This is a genomic window from Actinocrispum sp. NPDC049592 (genome assembly GCF_040675465.1).
Classification (GTDB): Bacteria; Actinomycetota; Actinomycetes; order Mycobacteriales; family Pseudonocardiaceae; genus Kibdelosporangium.
Window position 1 is genome coordinate 1,050,965 of sequence record NZ_JBFAPA010000001.1, and the last position, 18,105, is coordinate 1,069,069.

16 protein-coding genes are annotated in these 18,105 nt (G+C 68.6%); 8 read left to right on the forward strand and 8 right to left on the reverse strand.

Going from position 1 to position 18,105, the window contains the following annotated elements:
- Nucleotides 1-4 precede the first annotated feature (4 nt).
- The 5 genes from AB0J95_RS05010 to AB0J95_RS05030 form a co-directional block, all read right to left on the reverse strand.
- On the reverse strand, nucleotides 5-1,744 hold the full coding sequence (locus AB0J95_RS05010) for a HAMP domain-containing sensor histidine kinase (protein WP_364752428.1): 1,740 nt from the start codon (nucleotides 1,742-1,744) through the stop codon (nucleotides 5-7).
- Nucleotides 1,722-2,423 carry a response regulator transcription factor gene (locus tag AB0J95_RS05015; protein ID WP_364752430.1) on the reverse strand — a complete coding sequence of 234 codons (702 nt, stop codon included), beginning with the start codon at nucleotides 2,421-2,423 and terminating at the stop codon, nucleotides 1,722-1,724. Before AB0J95_RS05015 ends, AB0J95_RS05010 begins: the two co-directional genes overlap by 23 nt.
- Before the next feature lie 11 nt (nucleotides 2,424-2,434).
- Entirely contained in the window at nucleotides 2,435-3,091 is a 657-nt protein-coding gene (locus AB0J95_RS05020) for a response regulator transcription factor (RefSeq protein ID WP_364752433.1), read from the reverse strand.
- Between the two features lie 23 nt (nucleotides 3,092-3,114).
- A complete protein-coding gene (locus AB0J95_RS05025) occupies nucleotides 3,115-4,302 on the reverse strand; it encodes a sensor histidine kinase (RefSeq protein ID WP_364752436.1) in 1,188 nt (395 codons plus the stop codon).
- Between the two features lie 63 nt (nucleotides 4,303-4,365).
- Entirely contained in the window at nucleotides 4,366-4,824 is a 459-nt protein-coding gene (locus tag AB0J95_RS05030; RefSeq protein WP_364752439.1) for a hypothetical protein, read from the reverse strand.
- Between the two features lie 78 nt (nucleotides 4,825-4,902).
- On the opposite strand from AB0J95_RS05030, the gene AB0J95_RS05035 reads away from it, so the two are divergent.
- The 6 genes from AB0J95_RS05035 to AB0J95_RS05060 all read left to right on the forward strand — a co-directional run bounded on the left by AB0J95_RS05035 (nucleotide 4,903) and on the right by AB0J95_RS05060 (nucleotide 13,108).
- On the forward strand, nucleotides 4,903-6,453 hold the full coding sequence (locus tag AB0J95_RS05035; protein ID WP_364752442.1) for a dynamin family protein: 1,551 nt from the start codon (nucleotides 4,903-4,905) through the stop codon (nucleotides 6,451-6,453).
- 145 nt (nucleotides 6,454-6,598) lie between these two features.
- On the forward strand, nucleotides 6,599-6,955 hold the full coding sequence (gene grpE, locus AB0J95_RS05040; protein WP_364753493.1) for a nucleotide exchange factor GrpE: 357 nt from the start codon (nucleotides 6,599-6,601) through the stop codon (nucleotides 6,953-6,955).
- Nucleotides 6,952-8,841 (forward strand): dynamin family protein, encoded by a 1,890-nt coding sequence (locus AB0J95_RS05045; protein ID WP_364752444.1) that lies wholly within the window; start codon nucleotides 6,952-6,954, stop codon nucleotides 8,839-8,841. The genes grpE and AB0J95_RS05045 overlap by 4 nt, the downstream gene beginning before the upstream one ends.
- Before the next feature lie 45 nt (nucleotides 8,842-8,886).
- Entirely contained in the window at nucleotides 8,887-9,588 is a 702-nt protein-coding gene (locus tag AB0J95_RS05050; protein WP_364752447.1) for a DUF6802 family protein, read from the forward strand.
- Nucleotides 9,589-10,833: 1,245 nt separating this feature from the next.
- Nucleotides 10,834-12,645 carry a phosphoenolpyruvate carboxykinase (GTP) gene (locus AB0J95_RS05055; RefSeq protein WP_364752450.1) on the forward strand — a complete coding sequence of 604 codons (1,812 nt, stop codon included), beginning with the start codon at nucleotides 10,834-10,836 and terminating at the stop codon, nucleotides 12,643-12,645.
- 301 nt (nucleotides 12,646-12,946) lie between these two features.
- On the forward strand, nucleotides 12,947-13,108 hold the full coding sequence (locus AB0J95_RS05060) for a hypothetical protein (protein WP_364752453.1): 162 nt from the start codon (nucleotides 12,947-12,949) through the stop codon (nucleotides 13,106-13,108).
- A gap of 27 nt (nucleotides 13,109-13,135) precedes the next feature.
- On the opposite strand, the gene AB0J95_RS05065 is transcribed toward AB0J95_RS05060, so the two are convergent.
- Nucleotides 13,136-13,999, reverse strand: a complete 864-nt coding sequence (locus AB0J95_RS05065; protein WP_364752456.1) for a septum formation family protein — start codon at nucleotides 13,997-13,999, stop codon at nucleotides 13,136-13,138.
- A 154-nt stretch (nucleotides 14,000-14,153) separates the two neighbouring features.
- Here AB0J95_RS05065 and AB0J95_RS05070 point away from each other — a divergent pair, with 154 nt between their 5' ends.
- Both AB0J95_RS05070 and mctP read left to right on the forward strand, forming a co-directional pair.
- Nucleotides 14,154-14,432 carry a DUF3311 domain-containing protein gene (locus AB0J95_RS05070; RefSeq protein WP_364752458.1) on the forward strand — a complete coding sequence of 93 codons (279 nt, stop codon included), beginning with the start codon at nucleotides 14,154-14,156 and terminating at the stop codon, nucleotides 14,430-14,432.
- A complete protein-coding gene (gene mctP, locus AB0J95_RS05075) occupies nucleotides 14,432-16,069 on the forward strand; it encodes a monocarboxylate uptake permease MctP (RefSeq protein ID WP_364752461.1) in 1,638 nt (545 codons plus the stop codon). Before AB0J95_RS05070 ends, mctP begins: the two co-directional genes overlap by 1 nt.
- 168 nt (nucleotides 16,070-16,237) lie before the next feature.
- Here the strand turns inward: mctP and AB0J95_RS05080 are convergent, their stop codons facing one another.
- Both AB0J95_RS05080 and AB0J95_RS05085 read right to left on the reverse strand, forming a co-directional pair.
- Nucleotides 16,238-16,744 carry a hypothetical protein gene (locus AB0J95_RS05080; RefSeq protein ID WP_364752463.1) on the reverse strand — a complete coding sequence of 169 codons (507 nt, stop codon included), beginning with the start codon at nucleotides 16,742-16,744 and terminating at the stop codon, nucleotides 16,238-16,240.
- A 225-nt stretch (nucleotides 16,745-16,969) separates the two neighbouring features.
- Nucleotides 16,970-17,869, reverse strand: coding sequence for an ROK family protein (locus AB0J95_RS05085; protein WP_364753495.1), 900 nt, complete (start codon nucleotides 17,867-17,869; stop codon nucleotides 16,970-16,972).
- Nucleotides 17,870-18,105: the final 236 nt, after the last annotated feature.

Genomic DNA, 18,105 nt, shown 5'->3' on the forward strand with positions numbered 1-18,105 from the left:
CCCGTCATTCAGGTTCCTTCGCAGGCAGGCGCAGGGTGAACGTCGTGCCAGCACCCGGCCCGGAGTCCACTGTGACCGTTCCGCCGTGCGCTTCGACGAGGTGTTTGACGATGGCCAGGCCCAGCCCGCGGCCACCGGTGGCCCGGCTGCGTGAGGGGTCCGCGCGCCAGAACCGGTCGAACACATGCGGCAGGTGCTCGGCCGCGATGCCACTGCCGGTGTCGCTGACCTCGAGCACGATCTCGCCGCCCGCTCGCCGTCCCCGCAACACGATCCGGCCGTCCGGCGGCGTGTGCTGGATGGCGTTGGTGACGAGGTTGCCGACCGCCTGGCGCAGCCGGACCGGATCAGCGGTGAGCTGCAGATCGCCGGACGTCTCCACCGCCAGCGGCCGCGGATGCACCGCCGCGACCTGGGCCAGCAGCTCGCCCGCGTCCATTGGTTCCACGTGGAGCCGGAACTCGCCGGCGTCGGCCGAGGCCAGCTCGTGCAGGTCGTCGACCAGCTGCTGCAGCACGAGGGTCTCCTCCAGCAGCGACTCGACCAGTGCCGGGTCGAGCTCGGCCACCCCGTCCTGCGCTGCCACCAGCCAGCCCCGGATCGTGCCCAGCGGGGTGCGCAGCTCGTGCGAGACGTCGCTGACCAGGTTCTTGCGCTGGGTCTCGGTCCGGGCCAGGTGCTCGGACATCTGGTTGAACGCGTCCGCCAGCTCGGCGATCTCCCAGCGCGACGACACCTCAGCCCGAGCCGCCCGGTCACCCGCACGCATCCGTTGAGTCGCCGCGGTCAACGCACGCAACGGCCGCAGCACACGCCCCGCTAGCAGCAGGCTCACCCCAACGGTCAGAACGATGATCACCAGCGCGGCGCCGAGAATCCGCACAGCCCCGGCGGCAGGCAGCCCCATGGTCGTCGGCGGGACGCTGATGAAGAGCAACGCCGCCGGGGAGGTGTACGGCGTGAGCAGCAACTGGCGGCTGGAGGTCAGGCATTCGAGGAAGGTCTGCCGGTTGGCGCCGGGCCGTGCTGGGGTGAACCCGCCGGACGCGGTGACCATGGTCGGGAAGGCGTTGCTCCCCTTGTTCTTCAGGCAGTCGCCGACATAGCTGTCGAGAATGTCGAGGCCGGTTTTCTCGGTAAGCGTCGGCGACGGCGGCTGCGCACAGGCGCCGACCGGATCGGGCCGGACGAACGACCGCCCGCTCGTGGCCACCACGACCTCGGCCTTGACACCAAGTTTCTGCATGCACGCGAGCTGCTGGTCGGCCTCGGCCCGGACCTGGTCTCGCTCTTGAGGCTGCAACCGGAACGGCCCGACCGCGCGGGCGTCGATCCGGTCGTCGGGTGCGTTGGCCTGCAAGGTCACGTCGACCGCGAGCGGGTCGACGACGGCCGAGGGCTGCGCGGGCAGCGGGGGGTCGTCCGGCCCGAATGCGCCCGCGATCGGCACCCGGTTGCCCGCGGTGAGCCCGATCCGCAACCCGGTCTCCCGGCCGAGGTCGGCGAGCACCGGCGCGACCCCGTTCCAGCTCGGATGCGTGGCGGCGTAGCCGAGCACGCCGTCGTAGATGCGGGCGACGGTGGCCCGGTTCTGCACCTGTTCGGCCTGCAGCGTGCCGGTCGTGCTCTGCACCGAAAGCCAGGCGGTCGCGCCGACCGAGCACACCGCGACCAGTACGGACCCGGCCAGCAACCGGACCCGCAGGCCGCGGCGGCGCCGCTCAGCCCGCGCGGCGCCGGCCATCGGCCACCTTGTACCCGATGCCGTACACGGTCTGCAGCAGCTCCGGGCTGGCCGGATCGGCTTCGATCTTCTTGCGCAGGTTGCGGACGTGCACGTCGATGGTCCGCTCGGTGATGAACCCGTCCAGCCCGTACGCGTGCTCCAGCAACTGCGCCCGGCTGAACACCTGCCCGGGCGAGCCGACCAACGTGCTCAGGATCCGGAACTCCGCCGGGGTGCACGCCACCGGCTTGTCCCCCACCCAGACCTCGTGACGAAGCACATCGACCGTGAGGTCACCGGTCCGCAGCGGCGGCGCGGCGGGCCCGGACGCGGGCTGCGACCGGCGCAGCAGCGAACGGATCCGGGCCATCAGCTCACGCGGGTCGTACGGCTTGGTGAGGTAGTCGTCGGCGCCCAGGTCGAACCCCAGCAGCTTGTCGTCCGCACTCGCCCGCGCGGTCACCATCAGCACCGGCAGGTCGTACTCGCGGCGCAGCACCCGGCAGACGTCCAGGCCGTCCACCCCGGGCATCATCACGTCGAGGACCAGCAGGTCCGGACGCTGCCGCCGGACCTCGTCGATGGCCGACCGGCCGTCCGCGACGACCCGGACCGTGTGCTGCTCGTGGCTCAGATAACGGCGGACCAGCTCGGCCTGCTTGGGGTCGTCCTCGGCGAGGAGCACATACGCACACACGGCCCCATCATCTACGACTCGCCGGGACGCACCAGCCCCGTCTCGTAGGCGAGCACCACGGCCTGGACCCGGTCGCGCAGGTCCAGTTTGGCCAGCACCCGCCCGACGTGCGTCTTCACCGTCGCCTCGGACAGGAAAAGCCGGCGCGCGATCTCGGTGTTCGACAGGCCCTGGGCTATGAGTACGAGGACTTCCCGCTCGCGGTCGGTCAACGCGTCCAGCACCGAGGCGTCCCGGAGCTGGCCTCCGGCGGCGACCAGGAAGCGGTCCAGCAGACGGCGGGTCACGCTCGGCGAGACGACTGCATCGCCGCTGGCCACCGACCGGAGCGCGGCCACCAGGTGGTCCGGCGGGGTGTCCTTGAGCATGAACCCGCTGGCGCCGTTGCGGAGCGCGGTCAGTGCGTACTCGTCAAGGTCGAAGGTCGTCATCACCAGCACCTTCGCGGTCCCCGCCTCGGTGATCATCTTCGTCGCTTCCACCCCGTCCAGCACCGGCATGCGCACGTCCATCAGCACGACGTCCGGCCGGAGCTCGGCGGCCAGGCGCACGGCGGCGTCCCCGTCCCCGGCCTCGCCCACGATCTCCATGTCCGGCTGCGCGCCCAGCACCATCCGGAACCCGACACGCATCAGCTCTTGGTCGTCGACGAGCACCACCCTGATCATGCGCACAACCTAGTGGCCTGCCACTAGGACCCCTGAATGGGCAGAACCGCATGGACATGCCAGCCACCGCCGGGACGAGGTCCGGCGTCCAAGGTTCCGCCGAACACATTGGCCCGTTCCCGCATGCCGATCAGCCCGTTGCCGCCGGAGACGCCGACCAGCTGGGGCGGGGTGCCGAAGCCGTCGTCGCTGATGTCCAGCTCGACCTGTTCGCCCACTCGCGTCACCTGCACGCTCGCCGAGGCTCCGGCGCCCGCGTGCTTGAGCGTGTTGGTCAGGGCCTCCTGGACAATCCGGTAGATGCCCAGGCCGATACCCGCGGGCAGGCCGTCCAGCTCGCCCTTCAGCTTGAGCCGCACCGGCAGGCCTACCAGGCGGACGCGTTCGGCGAGCTCGTTCAGCGACGTCGTGCCTGGTTGCGGGGTGCGTTCCTCGTTGCCGTCCTGCGATCGCAGCACGCCGAGCAGGCGGCGCAGCTCGGTGAGGGCCTCCCGGCCGGTCGAGGAGATCGTCTTCACCGCGCGTTCGGCCAGCTCAGGGTTGGTGTGCACGGCATAGGTCGCGCCGTCGGCCTGCACCACCATCACGCTCACCGCGTGCGCGACGACGTCGTGCAACTCGCGGGCGATCCGGGTGCGTTCCTCGGCGACGGCGATCTTGGCCTGCTGGTCGCGTTCGGTCTCCAGCAACCGCAGGCGTTGCTCCAGCTCGTTCTGGTAGGCGCGGCGGGCGGCGACGAACTCGCCGAGCACCCAGCACAGCCCGAAGGTCAGCAGCACGATGGTCATCGCGATCCACATGCCCGGGCCGACGGAGCCCGGCGCGACTCGCCAGACACCCCACAACGCCGTGCCCAGGACCAGCCACAACGCGTACAGCGCGGCCTGACGACGGCCGACGTAGACCACGACCGTGTACAGCGTGATGCCGAGCGCGATGTCCGCGGGCCGGGCGATGAAGTTGTTCTCCATCCAGTCCTGGGAGACCAGCTGGAAGGCGCCGGCAGCGAGCACGGCGTAGGCCGTCAGCATCGGGTTGCGCCGGCGCAACGCGAGTGGCCCCAGCAGCAGCACATCGATGAGCAGCGACAGCCACCACCGCGGTTCCGTCTCGGACAGCGGCGAAAGCAGGCTCGGCGTCAGGAAGAACAGCGCGAGCAGACAGTCCCCGAACATCGGATGCTTGCGCATCCACAGACTCAGCCGCCGCACACGCCAAGCCTAAGCGTGCGCGGCGGCTGAACGCGTCAGGCCGCAGGGTGACGGGCGGTGCGCCTACGGGGTGAGGAAGGGCGGGCTCTTCTCCGACCGCGGTTCGGCGATGTCGTAGGTGTGCTCGGGCTCGACCGGCGGTTCCTCGCGCAGGGCGGCGGCCTGCTTGCTGGCGGCCATCTCCTCGGCCAGCCGTTCCTGCAGCTGACGGTCCCGGATCCGGGACAGGATGGCGATGGTCAGGCCGTGCACCAGCGCCAGCAGCAGCAACACGATGCCCAGCCGCATGACCACACCCTCGGTCGGCGTGCTGCCGACGTTGATGGTGGAGATCAACAACATCAGGCCAAGGACAGCGAGGTGGAACAGCACGGTGACCAGCCGGGTCATGGACGCGCCGGCCTCCGCATCGCCGTACGAGTGCTCGAGGTACCGGCGCCCGCTGCGATAGATGATCTGACCGTCGACGGCTACGAGGACCACACCCAGCACGAGGAAGGCGATATAGCTGTTCGTGTCCATATCGATGGGTTACCCGCTCGGGGCCGATTTCTATCCGTACGATGCGAAGCGCGTGGGAGGCGGACTCGAGGGGTTGAGGTGTCCACGGCTACCGAACAGCAGCATCTGGCCGGGCCGTTGTCGACGGCCGTCGCGAACCTGTGCGTCCGGTTGCAGCCACAGGTCTCCGCGCGCACGGCGGCGGGGTTCCGCGAGGTGCTGCGCCGGTTGTCCGCGCCGCTGCAGGTGGCCGTCGCCGGGCGGATCAAGTCGGGCAAGTCGACCCTGGTCAACGCGCTGATCGGGCGCCGGGTGGCGCCGACCGACGTGGGCGAGTGCACCCGGCTGGTGACCCGGTTCCAGTACGGCACGGTCGACCGGGTCGAGGTGATCTTCAACGACGGCCGCAAGCAGGTGCTGCCGTTCGACGTGGGTGGCATGATCCCGGCCTCGCTGGACGCGGACATCGAGTCGGTCTCGCACCTCGAGGCGTACCTGACCAACGCCGTGCTGCGGGACCTGACCGTGATCGACACCCCCGGCCTCGGCTCGCTGGACGCGGCGTCGGTGGCCCGGACCGAGCAGCTGCTGGGCGCGGCCAAACCGGAGAACGAGGAGGGCTCCGATGACCTGGACGACACCTCCCGCAACGCGGTCGCCGGTGCGGAGGCTGTGCTTTATGTCGTCACCCAGGGCGTGCGCGCGGACGACCAGCAAGCGCTTGCGGCGTTCACCGCGGCGACCGCCAGCCGCGAGGCCGGGCCGGTCAACGCCATCGCGGTGCTGAACAAGGCGGACACCATCGCGCCGGAGTCCGTGGCGGGCTCGGACGGCGACGTGTGGAAGGCCGCGACCCTGTTGGCGGAGAAGCAGGCGCTGACCTTGAAGCCCCGGGTCGCCGACGTGATCCCGGTGATCGGCCTGCTCGCCGAGTCGGCCGAGTCCGGCGGGTTCACCTCCGCCGACGCCGACGCGTTGCGCCAGCTCGCCCAGCTCGACGACACGATCTGGGAGATGATGCTCGTCTCCGCGGACATCTTCACGACCTGGGAGTGCGAGGTCGCCACGGGTACGCGCGTGCGCCTGCTGGAGAAGCTCGACCTGTACGGCGTGCGGTATGCCGTGGACGCCCTCCGCGCCGAACCGGAACTGACCGCCGGTGCTTTGCGGCGGAAGTTGCTGGAGGCTTCCGGGCTTGGCGGTGTGCGGACCCGGCTGGATGCCGTGTTCCGTGCCCGGGCGGATGGCATCAAGGCCGCTGCCGCGCTGGCTTCGGTGACCGCGCTGGCCCAGGCCTCCGGCGATCCCGGTGAGCGCCAACGGGTGCACGACGCCATCGAGGTTCTGCTCGCCAAACCGGAGGCACACGCCCTCCGGTTGCTGGAGGCGCTGACCCTGGTCACTTCCGGCGCCGTCGCCATGCCCGAGGACCTCGCCGAGGAGGTGCTGCGGGTGGGCGGCAGCGCCAACATCGACGAACAACTCGGCATGAAGGGCCGCCCCGCCGCCGAGCTGATCGCGTACTCGCTGGAACGCGCCGGCTGGTGGCGCTCCTTCGCCTCGTTCGGCGCCACCCCCGCCCAGAGCCGCATCGCGCACGTCGTCCACCGCGCCTATTTCCTTATCTGGCAACACCTCAAACAGGGGTAGTGCCCCGATTTCGGCAATCACCCGGGCGGGCGGCGGCCGGGTTGGTAGCGTCGGGACATCGTTTCCCGGGGTAGACAGGGTGATCTCGTTGGCTTCTCTCTTTCGGCGTGCCACCTCGGACGAGCAGTCCGACCAGACGGTCGAGGTGAAGGCCGGCACGATCGCCGGGCTGGACGGCGCGCCGGTCACCGATGAGCTGCTGGAGCAGGCGCTGGCCGAGCGCAAGGCCCTGGTGCAGCTGTGTCTCTACGCGCTGGACCGGGCGCGCAGCCCCGGGGTGGTCGAGCGGCTGGAGGAGGGGCTGGCCGGGATCGGTGTGACCGCGTTGCGGCCGGACGGCGACGTGTTCGACCCCGCGCACCACGAGGCCGGGGGGACCGTGCCCACCCAGGACGTGACGATGGACGGCGTGGTCGCGGAGACCGAGGTGGTCGGGTTCGCCGACCGCGGGCGGCTGCTGCGGGCGCCGATCGTGATCGTGTACAAGGCTCAACAGTCATGACAGCGCCCGCTCTGAGCCTGCCCAAACAGGTCGCGCAGCACCGTGAGGTGATGCTGAACCTGCTGCGTGAGGTCGCCCCGGAGTCCGCGAAGTGGGTCGAGGAGCTGCGCGGCCGCCGTCGCCGCAAGCCGACCGTGGTGACCATCGGCGAGACCAACCGCGGCAAGAGTTCCCTGGTCAACGCCCTGCTGGGGCAGCCGGGACTGTCCCCGGTCGACGCGGACGTGGCCACTGCGACGTACCTGGTGTTCGGGCACGCCGAGCAGTGGGAGGCGCGGGCCTGCTATCCCGGTCAGCTCGCGCCGGTGCCGGTGGACCTGAGCCAGCTGGTCAACTGGGTGTCCGCGGCGCACGAGCTGCCCGAGGGGCAGTTGCCGCCGCGCTATGTCGAGGTCGACGGGCCGGTCGAGCTGCTGACCAACGTGTCCATCGTGGACACTCCGGGGGTCGGCGGGCTTGACTCGGTGCACGGCGAGCTGGCGTTGGAGGCGGCGGCGAGTGCGACCGCGCTGCTGTTCGTTGTGGACGCTTCGGCGCCGTTCACGGTCGGGGAGCTGAACTTCCTGCGCAACGTGGGCGACCGGGTGGAGACGGTGATCTTCGCGTTGTCCAAGATGGACGCCTACCGCGGCTGGCGGCAGGTGCTGGAGGCCAACCAGGGGTTGCTGCGGGACCACGCGCCCCGGTTCGCCGACGCGGTGTTCTACCCGGTGTCCGCGCGGATGTTCGAGATGGCGGCCAAGGCGCCGAACCCGGACGCGGTCGCGATGCTGCGCGAGAAGTCCGGCGTGCCCGCGCTCGCCGAAGCCGTGCAGGAGCTGGTGATCGGCAAGGCGGCGATGCTCGCCGAGGCCAACACGCTGCGCGCGATCGGCACTTCGCTGGACGAGGTCCAGGTGCAGCTGTCGGCCGAGGCGCGTGCGTTGACCACCGGCGCCGACGAGGCGAAGGTGTTGCGCGAGCGCAAGGAGGAGCTGACCGCGCAGCGCAAGTCGTCCACCCGCGGCTGGCAGGTCAAGATGCGCACCGAGACGCAGCGCTGCCGGATGGAGAACACCCACGAGGTCAGCCGCGAGATGCGGGACATGCAGACCTGGTTCCGGCAGGCCATCGACGCCGCCGACAAGGACAAGCTCGCCGCGTTGCCCGGTGAGGTGGACGTGGCGCTGCAGGTGGTGTCGCGGCGGATCAGCCACTCGGTCGGCGCGCGGCTGAACCGGATCGGTGAGACCGTCCTCGCGGGTCTGTTCACCCGGGACGAACTGGCCGTGTTGCAGGCGCAGTACGCGCGCAACGGCCAGCCGCCGGTGGTGCTGCGCACGCCGGAGAAGCGGCCGGGCACGTCCGAGGACAAGCTGATGGTGATGATGGGCATCTCCGGTGGCGTCGGCTTGGGCAAGCTCGCCACCATGCCGTTGGGCATCTTCGGCGCGGCCGCCGCGGGCACGTTGGGTGTCGTCGTCGCGCCGGTGACGATTGTGCTGGGGCTGGGCGCGGGCTGGTGGATCGCCAAGACCCGCAAGCACGCCCAGGAGAAGCAGCACATGAAGACCTGGCTGACCGACGCGATCGCGGACGCCCGGTCCACACTGGACCAGATGGTCGCCGACCAGCTGATCCAGGCCGAACAGGAGCTGTCGCTGGCGCTCGACGACGCTCTGGGCAAGCGGATCGCGGCCATCGAGGAGGAACTGCGCGAGGTGGACAAGGCGATGCGGCTGGGCGCCACCGAGCGCTCGAAACGCCTGCAACAGGTCAACAAGCACCTCGCCGAGGTCGGTTCCGGCAAGGAGCGCGCCGATGAGCTGCTGAGCCGGATCAGGTCGGCTAAAGTCCGGCCCGCCGGTGCTTCTTCGCCCGCGCAGGGAACCAGCGCCGCCGGCTGACAGTCCAACCGCCAACGAAACGAACACTCCAACCAGGGGGACCCCGTGTACGACGACTCCGACCACGACTCCACCACCACCTCGCACCACGGCGACGAGATGACCGTGACCGTCGACGGCGAGCAGTACGAGGTCGAGGAGGAGTACGACATCGACAAGGATGGCCACAACGACACGGCCATCATCCAGACCGACGACGGCGGCGCGGTCGCCTTCACCGACGCGGACGGTGACGGGGACGCGGACGTCGCGGTGGAACTTGACGATCACGGCAACGTCGTCGGCGCCGCCCGCTACGACGAGGCCAGCGGTGAGTGGCACGCGGTCGACCCCAAGACGGGCCAGGAGACCGGCGGCGGTAGTCATGGCTCCACCACCGCCAGCAGCCACAACGACGACCACACCACCTCGTCCTCGTCTTCCTCCTCCGGCAGCGCCCACGGTGAAGAGATCCATGTGGACGTTCCCGACCAGAAGGAGGACATGAACGTCGGCCAGGCCACCGTCGACACCGACCACGACGGCAAGAACGACACCGTCGTGGACACCACCGACGACGGCACCGTGATGGCCTACACCGACACGGACGGCGACGGCGAAGCCGACCGCGTGACCATCATCGAGACCGACGGTGACGTCATCATCGGTGAGCACACCGGCGAGGACGAGTGGACCGACGTCGAAACCGGCCACGTCGACTCCCACGGCAACTACACCCCCGACTCCACCCCCAGCCACAAGAGCTGAGTGCACTCACCCAGAAACCCCGCGGGCCCGATCCCGCGGGGTTTCCTTGTGCGTGCCTGTGGATGGACGGCTGGTTGTGTTGTGGTCTTGTCGGTGGGCGCCGGTACGCTGGAGTTCGGGGGGCCGGAGGCAAGGGGCGCTGCGGATTTCAGAAGTGTTGGGGCGCCTGAGGAATTCGCTTGCCCCGGGGTGTCTGAAGAATGCGCTCGCCGCGCGGCAGGCCGCCAAGAGGGGCAAGGGATCCTTCGGATCGTTTGTGGGGGTTGGGTTTCGTGTCCTCTCCCGCCCGTATGGCCTGCCCGGAGGGAACCACATCTGTCAAGTGGGGCCGCTCTGCTTTGCGTTGGGGGCCGGTCCGTATGGCGTCCAGCTGGGTTGGTTTCGTTGGCGGACCGGCGCTTTGGTTTGCGGCCCCCACTTGACAGACCGCGGGGGCTCGCCTCCGCTGCCCATTGCCTTAGGCTGCGCCAATTGCGTCTGGCCGCGCGAACTCCGTCTGGCCTCGCCAAGTGCGGTTCGCAGGTGCCTCCACCGGTGCTGGGACCAGGGCCGCCCAGCCAAGTCGGTTCACAGCGCGAGGTTCGTCCTGCCGGTCGCCCTCTTCCCCCGCTCGACCGCTCTCGCTTCCCCGGCTCACCCCCGCTCACTCTCCTCGCCCCGCCGCTCAACCCCTCGCTTCCCCGATGCGCCCACCCCTCCCGCGCAACTCCGTCTTTCCATCTCCTCGCTCAATCCCCTCCCTGCCAACGATGTCATCACCCAAATCGGGCCGCCCACAGATTCCAATTGTGGCGGCGGGCACAACTTTCGCTCCGCACTTCGTTGGTCGCCCGCAGAATGTCCACAGTGAGCTCAACCCCATTGGTCTAGTCCTTTTCTGGGTATGCTCGGATATCCGTTCAGCGGCACTTGGTGCTGGTCAGGATGGGTGGGTTTTGGTCTTGAACGATTGCTGAACCGATCACGAACAGGAAGATTTCCGGTGGTGTGGGAAAGGCCACGCGGACATTCGTGTACTGAATCGATCCCCTTATCGGTCCGGTGAGGCAACCCACACGTCAACTGTCGTTTAACTGCCGTCCAGCTGGTTAACCTCGCTTCATCCCTTTTCACGGCACGCCCATCTCTCAGCGCGGAGTGGGTGGGCGTCAGCCATTGGTGAGGACGTCGAAGTCCCCGCTGTCGGACAACGGCGTCCGGCTCGGGCTTTGCGCCGACAGGCCGACAGTCAGGAGACGAGGCGAGATGACCGCATTGGCCATTCCGGGTCTGGATACCGCACCGACCACGCACCCGCGCCTGCTGGAGTGGGTGCATGAGGTCGCCGAGCTGACCACGCCCGACCGGGTCGTGTGGGCCGACGGGTCGGACGAGGAGTGGGAGCGCCTGACGACCAAGCTCGTCGAGGCCGGGACCTTCACGCGGCTCAAGCAGAAACCGAACTCGTTCTGGGCTGCCTCGGACCCCGGTGACGTCGCCCGGGTCGAGGAGCGCACGTTCATCTGCTCGGTGGACCCGCAGGACGCGGGCGCGACCAACAACTGGATGGACCCCGCCGAGATGAAGGCGACCATGACCGAGCTCTACCGGGGCTGTATGCGTGGTCGCACCATGTACGTCATCCCGTTCTGCATGGGGCCGCTCGAGGCCGAGAAACCCATGCTGGGCGTGGAGATCACCGACTCGGAGTACGTCGTCGTGTCCATGCGGGTGATGACCCGGATGGGTTCGAAGGCGTTGGCCAAGTTCGGTGAGGACGCGGACTTCGTGCCCTGCCTGCACTCGGTGGGCGCGCCGTTGGAGGACGGGCAGGAGGATGTCGCCTGGCCGGCCAACGAGACCAAGTACATCAGCCACTTCCCGGAGACCCGCGAGATCTGGAGCTACGGCTCGGGTTACGGCGGCAACGCGTTGCTGGGCAAGAAGTGCTACTCGCTGCGGATCGCCTCGGTGATCGGCCGCGACGAGGGCTGGCTGGCCGAGCACATGCTGATCCTCAAGCTGATCTCGCCGGAGGACAAGGTCTACTACATCGCCGCCGCGTTCCCGAGCGCCTGCGGCAAGACGAACCTGGCCATGCTGGAGCCGACCATCCCGGGCTGGCGGGTCGAGACGCTCGGCGACGACATCGCGTGGATGCGCTTCGGTGAGGACGGCCGGCTGTACGCGGTCAACCCGGAGGCCGGTTTCTTCGGTGTGGCACCGGGAACCGACTGGCACACCAACCCGAACGCGATGCGCACGATCGAGCGCGGCAACACGGTCTTCACCAACGTCGCGCTGACCGACAACGGCGACATCTGGTGGGAGGGCATGGGTGAGCCGCCCGCGCACCTGACCAGCTGGAAGAAGCAGGACTGGACGCCGGACGCCGACGAGCCCTCCAGCCACCCGAACTCGCGGTACTGCACGCCGATGTCGCAGTGCCCGATCCTGGCGCCGGAGTGGGACGACCCGAAGGGCGTGCCGATCTCGGCGATCTTCTTCGGTGGCCGTCGCAAGGACACCATCCCGCTGGTGACCGAGTCGCGCGACTGGAACCACGGCACCTTCATGGGCGCCACGCTGTCCAGTGAGACGACCGCGGCCGCCAAGGGCAAGGTCGGTGTGGTGCGCCGGGACCCGATGGCGATGTTGCCGTTCATCGGCTACAACGCCGCCGACTACTTCGCGCACTGGATCGCCACCGGTAAGCGCGCGGACGCGAACAAGCTGCCGAAGATCTTCTACGTCAACTGGTTCCGCCGCGGCCCGGAGAACCAGTTCCTGTGGCCGGGCTTCGGGGAGAACTCGCGCGTGCTGAAGTGGGCGATCGAGCGCATCGAGGGCAAGGCCGCCGCGCAGGACACCCCGATCGGCTGGGTGCCGACCGTGGACGACCTGGACACCGAGGGCCTGGACGCGTCCCGCGAGGACCTGGAGGCCGCGCTGACCGTCGACGCCGACGAGTGGCGCAAGGAGATCCCGCTGATCGAGGAGTGGTTCGCCAAGATCGGTGAGAAGGTGCCGACCTCACTGAAGGACCAGCTGGAGACGCTCAAGCAGCGCCTCGCCTAACAGCTGATCCACTTCGACGGCCCCGGGGTCCCACCTCCCCGGGGCCGTCGGTTGTCCACAGGTGATGGGACGGATGTGAACACTGGGACGATTGTGCACATGTGCCGCACCTGGCGATCCTCAGGTTTGTCCACACCCTGTGGATAGATCTGTGCACAGCCTGGGGACGAGACCCGGTCGTCACCGCATCGAAACTCAGTTGTCCACAGCGGGGTGAAACGAGGACCCTGTCCACACGTCATATAGAGAGTGACCCTGGACACCTGGTCCCGGGCGGACGTGACGAAGGTGGTGTGCGGCAATGATCAGCGCGGGCATCGCGATGATGGTGCTGGCACTGGCCGCCCTGTTGATGGTCATCCTGACCGAGACGGACGCGGATCAAGACAGCGCGCAGGTGGAAGAGCCCGTCGTGCCGCAGTCGCACGACGGGCTCTCCCGGGCGCTGACCCCGGTCGGCTGACTGGTTTTCCCTTGCGTGGCAAGGGTTCTACTGCGGAAGGCCCAGCCCGCCGAGGTTGCGCAGCCGCACCCGGACCGGACGGATCGCCTCGGCGTAGCAGACGATGTTGGTGTAGCCGCGGGCCCAGGACTCGGCGTTCGGAATCCGCCAGGCGGGCAGCACCTCCTTTGACTGCCCACCGAGATAGCTCTGCACCATCGCCGGGCAGCGCTGCTGGGCCAGCGCGTTGATCGAGTCGGTGGACGGCATCTGGGCGCCCGGCCGGGCGATGCTGACCACCTGCGGCAGTGCCTCGCCGAGGTGTGGCTGGTCGCACGGGCCGCGCTGGATCTTGGGGTCGCGGGACGGCGAGGACACCGAACAGGTCTGGAACCGGAGCTGGTCGGCTGTGCGCAGCACGCCCTCCAGCGTCCCGGTGCGCAGCACGGGCCGCTCGTCCGGCCCGACCTCGGCGACCGTGCACAGCAGCCACCGTTGCCCGGCCTGCCACTGCTGGTCGTTGGGCCACAACGGCATCGCGACCAGGTTCGTCGCGTCCGCACCCGGCCCACCCAGGTACCCGGCGAGCTTCTCGCGGCACAGTGGCATGGTGATCGTCGCGGCGTCGTCCTCGTCGGGCATCGAGGTGGCCGTCAGCTTGCCGACGTTGACCACCTCGGCGTCGTGCGGCTCACCGCAGCCGACCACCGCGGACCGGCCCGAATCGAGACATTGCCCGGCCGTCGGCGGATGCTCACCGTACATATTCGAGGGCAGCGTGATCCGCTGCGACGTCGACGTCCCCACCTGGCCGCCGCCGTTGGGCGGCGCGGCGGTTGTGGTGGTCCCGGTGTCACAGGCCGAAACGGCGAGCAGGGCGGCGCAGACGGCGAGACCCCAAGCGATCCGCATGCGATGACGCTACCGCCAGTATCCGGGTGTGCCGTCGGCGAATATCACGATTCGACTACCGACAAAGCTTCCTCACCGCCCAAATCTGTAACCGGGAACAACCTCACGCCTACCATCCGGCGGACTGGTCCGCGCGAGGCATGTGAGGACGCTGATGTCAGAGGCACCTGGCAAGGCCGGCAACGGCCTGAAGTGGAACAACTGGAACCTGCTGCTGCTCGTTCCGCTGATCATGTTGATCACACCCCTGATCAACTTCGACGGGCCAAGACTGCTGGGCCTGCCGTTCTTCTACTGGTCGCAGTTCGCCTTCGTGATCGTCGGCGTGCTCAGCGTGGCGATCGTGTACGTGAAGACCAGGAACGAGCCGGTGGACACCAGCGCGCCGGACCGGTTGTCGGTGGACGACCTGGACGAGGGGGAGGCCAAGTAATGCAGTGGACCGAGCTGATCATCTTCGCGCTGCTGTTCGTCGTGGTCACCGTGCTCGGCTTCGTCGCCGCCCGGTGGCAGCGCGGCAGCACCCTCGACCACCTCGACGAGTGGGGTCTCGGCGGCCGCAAGTTCGGCTCCTGGATCACCTGGTTCCTGGTCGGCGGTGACCTGTACACGGCGTACACCTTCGTCGCGGTGCCCGCACTGGTGTTCAGTGCCGGTGCGACCGGGTTCTTCGCGTTGCCGTACACGGTGATCCTGTACCCGATCGTGTTCCTGCCGCTGCTGCGGATGTGGTCGGTGTCCCGCGTGCACGGCTACGTCACGCCAGCTGACTACGTGCGCGGGCGCTACGGTTCGCAGCTGCTGGCGTTGCTCGTCGCGGTCACCGGCATCGTCGCCACGATGCCGTACATCGCGCTGCAGCTTGTCGGCCTGGAAGCGGTGCTGCGCACGATCGGCCTGAACGGGTCCGGCATCCTCGGCCACCTGCCGCTGCTGATCGCGTTCATCGTGCTGGCCGTCTACACGTACCAGTCCGGCCTGCGCGCGCCCGCGCTGATCGCGTTCGTCAAGGACATCCTGATCTACATCGTGATCCTGGTGGCGGTGTTCTACCTGCCGGCCAAGCTGGGCGGCTGGGGCCACATCGTCGACACGGCCAAGGCGAAGTTCGACGCCACCACGACCAACCCGAACGACGGCATCCTGCTCAACAGCAACAACCAGCTGCAGTACGCCACCCTGGCACTCGGCTCGGCGCTGGCGCTGTTCCTCTACCCGCACTCGCTCACCGGCGCGCTCGCCTCCCGCGGCCGCAACGTGATCAAGCGCAACATGGTCGCGCTGCCCGCGTACTCGCTGTTGCTAGGCCTGCTGGCACTGCTCGGGTTCGTGGCCATCTCGGCCGCCGCCAAGCCGATCGTCAACCAGGCGACCGGCCGGGCGGACAGCAACACGATCATCCCGGTGCTGTTCGACCAGCAGTTCCCGTCCTGGTTCGCCGGCATCGCGTTCGCCGCGATCGGCATCGGGGCCCTGGTACCCGCCGCGATCATGTCCATCGCCGCGGCCAACCTGTGGACCCGCAACATCTACAAGGAGTTCTTCCGCAGGGACGCCAGCCCGGCGCAGGAGGCCAAGCAGGCCAAGCTCGCCTCGCTGGTGGTGAAGTTCGGCGCGGTGCTGTTCATCATCCTGATCGACCCGCAGTTCTCCATCGACCTGCAGCTGATCGGCGGCGTGATCATCCTGCAGACCCTGCCCGCGGTGGCGATCTCGCTGTACACCAGGTGGTTCCACGTGTGGGGCCTGGTGGCCGGCTGGGTCGCGGGGATGGCCTGGGGCTTCGCGATGCTCTACGTGATCCCCAACCCGGCCGCGAACAAGGCCCACTTCGGCGGGTCGGCACTGGCCCTCGACAAGCTGTCGCTCTTCGGGTGGCACCCGTTCAGCGGTTCGACGGTGCAGATCTACGTCGGGTTCGTGGCGCTGATCGGCAACCTCGTGGTGGCCGCGGTCGTGACGTGGATCTTGCGGGCGCGGAAGGTGCCCAATGGGCTCGACAAGACGCAGAACAGTGACTACCACGCGGATGAGGGGGATCCGCGGTTGAAGGAAGTGGCTGTGCACTGAGTCGGTTGGAGCTGAGTTGAGCAGGGCCTCGCCTTCGGGTGGGGCCCTGCTCGATGTGTGTGGGTGGCTCTGAGAGGGGCCGGCCATTGCCTTGGTGGCGTTGGGGAAATCCGTCTTACCGGGTCTACGGAAATGAAAGTCAGCCGGATGGGTCCGGATGGGGGTGGATTACGATTTCCGGGTCTGTAAATCCTCGAGGGCTTTGGTGGTGAAGTCGCGGGCCGGGCGGCAGGGTGGCAGGCGGGGGTCGGCGGCCTGCTGGCGGTAGACGACGAGGAGGACCTCGTTGGGGGCGACGTCGACGGCGATGCGGCAGGAGGCGAGGCCGTCGCTGCTGGAGCCGTTGGACAACTGGATGGCGGGGAAGCGGTCCACGCCGATCCAGCGCACGCTGTCGCCGTCCACCGCGCCGGAGTACTGGTCCAGTTCGGTGTCGGTGCGGGGGATGACGATGATCTCGGTGCTGCCCGCGTCGTCGGCGACCCGGCAGCCGACGGAGATCCGCTCGGCCCCCAGCGCCGCGCAGATGTCCTTGTCCTGCAACAGGATGTCCGATGGGCGCAGCTGGGGGGACATCGGCAGGTCCCACTGGTCGCCTGCCGCGCCACAACCGGCGAGCAGCGCCGCGAGACCCGCGGTGAGCAGCGCCGTGCTGATGAGCGCGCGTCCAGGCACGCGTGCCTCCTCGAATCAGCTATTTCCCAGGTGACTACCAAACCACTGTTCGAGGCCGTAGTCGATGCTGCGTTCGAGTGTGTTCACCAGTATCAGCCTGATTTATTGGGCCCGTATTCACCCACATGTCGGCTAATAAGTATTCCGTGCAGCCGGGTGGGTGCGGAGTGTTAGTGCCGGGCTCAATTGTTCGGTGAACGATCAAAGTCGGCGAATGGGCCAGGATCAAGACCGGATGACGAGTGCGGCGGCGCCGACAAGGCCCGCGTGCGCGGACAGCTCGGCAGGGACGACCCTCAGGTTCCGGACGTAGGACAGCCGCGCGTGGTCGTCGAGGGCCTGCCGGATCGGGTCTAGCAGCAGATCACCGGCCTGGGCGATGCCGCCGCCGACCACAGCCAGGTCGAGGTCGCACAGAGCGGCGGTGGCGGCGATGGCCATGCCGACCGCCCGGCCCGCGCGGTCGAACGCGGTCTGCGCGATCTCGTCGCCGGTGAGGGCCGCGGCCGCGAGGTGAGCGGCGTCGGCGTTGTCCGGCGCGCGCCAGCCGCGTTGCCGCGCCCAGTGCACGAGGTGAGGACCGCCCGCGACCGTTTCAACACAGCCGCGTCCGCCGCAGGAACAGGGAAGACCGTCCGGCTCGGCAACAATGTGACCGATATGTCCGGCATTTCCGGTGCGGCCGCCATACGGTCGGCCATGCAACACCAGGCCGCCGCCTACTCCGGTGGACACAACGAGGCCGACGAGGAAGTCCGCGCCCCGGCCGGCGCCCATCCAGTGCTCGCCGAGCGCCATGCACACCCCGTCGCCGGCCAGCTCCACCGCAACGTTCGGGAAGGCCGCGCGCAGGCGGGTGATCAGGGGGAAGTCCTGCCAGCAGGGGACGTTGATCGGGCTGACGGTGCCGAAACCCGAGTCGACCGGGCCGGCGCAGGCCACGCCCACGCCGTCGACCTCACGCCCGTCGAGCGCCTCCCGGGCCGCGTCCATCAGGGCGGCCCAGGTGTGGTCCAAGTCCGTGAGCGGGGTGGGGCGGGTCGCGTACCGGAGAACTTCGCCGTGGTCGTCGATGACGCCGGCCGCGATCTTGGTTCCGCCGACGTCCAGCGCCAGCACCGTCATCCCCACGAGTTACACCCTAAAGGGGGACGTGGCGGACCTGGTCGTGCAGGCGGGGATGCATCAGCACGCGCAGCTGCACGTGAAGACGTGGAAACCCCGAGGTGCTGCCAGGTCGGGGGTCCGCCAGCATCTCGGGGTCATAGGGAACATCGCCGGTCTAGCTGCAGTCGTTACCGACTTTCCGGGTGTGTTCCACGTCACTCTTTGAACCGAAAGTGTATCTGCCTGTGGGTGAA

Excerpts from the sequence above, each read along its gene's own strand:
- AB0J95_RS05010 (WP_364752428.1), bottom strand. The coding sequence starts at position 1,744 with ATGGCCGGCGCCGCGCGGGCTGAGCGGCGCCGCCGCGGCCTGCGGGTC.
- AB0J95_RS05020 (WP_364752433.1), bottom strand. The coding sequence starts at position 3,091 with ATGATCAGGGTGGTGCTCGTCGACGACCAAGAGCTGATGCGTGTCGGG.
- AB0J95_RS05030 (WP_364752439.1), bottom strand. The coding sequence starts at position 4,824 with ATGGACACGAACAGCTATATCGCCTTCCTCGTGCTGGGTGTGGTCCTC.
- AB0J95_RS05045 (WP_364752444.1), top strand. The coding sequence starts at position 6,952 with ATGACAGCGCCCGCTCTGAGCCTGCCCAAACAGGTCGCGCAGCACCGT.
- AB0J95_RS05055 (WP_364752450.1), top strand. The coding sequence starts at position 10,834 with ATGACCGCATTGGCCATTCCGGGTCTGGATACCGCACCGACCACGCAC.
- AB0J95_RS05060 (WP_364752453.1), top strand. The coding sequence starts at position 12,947 with ATGATCAGCGCGGGCATCGCGATGATGGTGCTGGCACTGGCCGCCCTG.
- AB0J95_RS05065 (WP_364752456.1), bottom strand. The coding sequence starts at position 13,999 with ATGCGGATCGCTTGGGGTCTCGCCGTCTGCGCCGCCCTGCTCGCCGTT.
- AB0J95_RS05070 (WP_364752458.1), top strand. The coding sequence starts at position 14,154 with ATGTCAGAGGCACCTGGCAAGGCCGGCAACGGCCTGAAGTGGAACAAC.
- mctP (WP_364752461.1), top strand. The coding sequence starts at position 14,432 with ATGCAGTGGACCGAGCTGATCATCTTCGCGCTGCTGTTCGTCGTGGTC.
- AB0J95_RS05085 (WP_364753495.1), bottom strand. The coding sequence starts at position 17,869 with ATGACGGTGCTGGCGCTGGACGTCGGCGGAACCAAGATCGCGGCCGGC.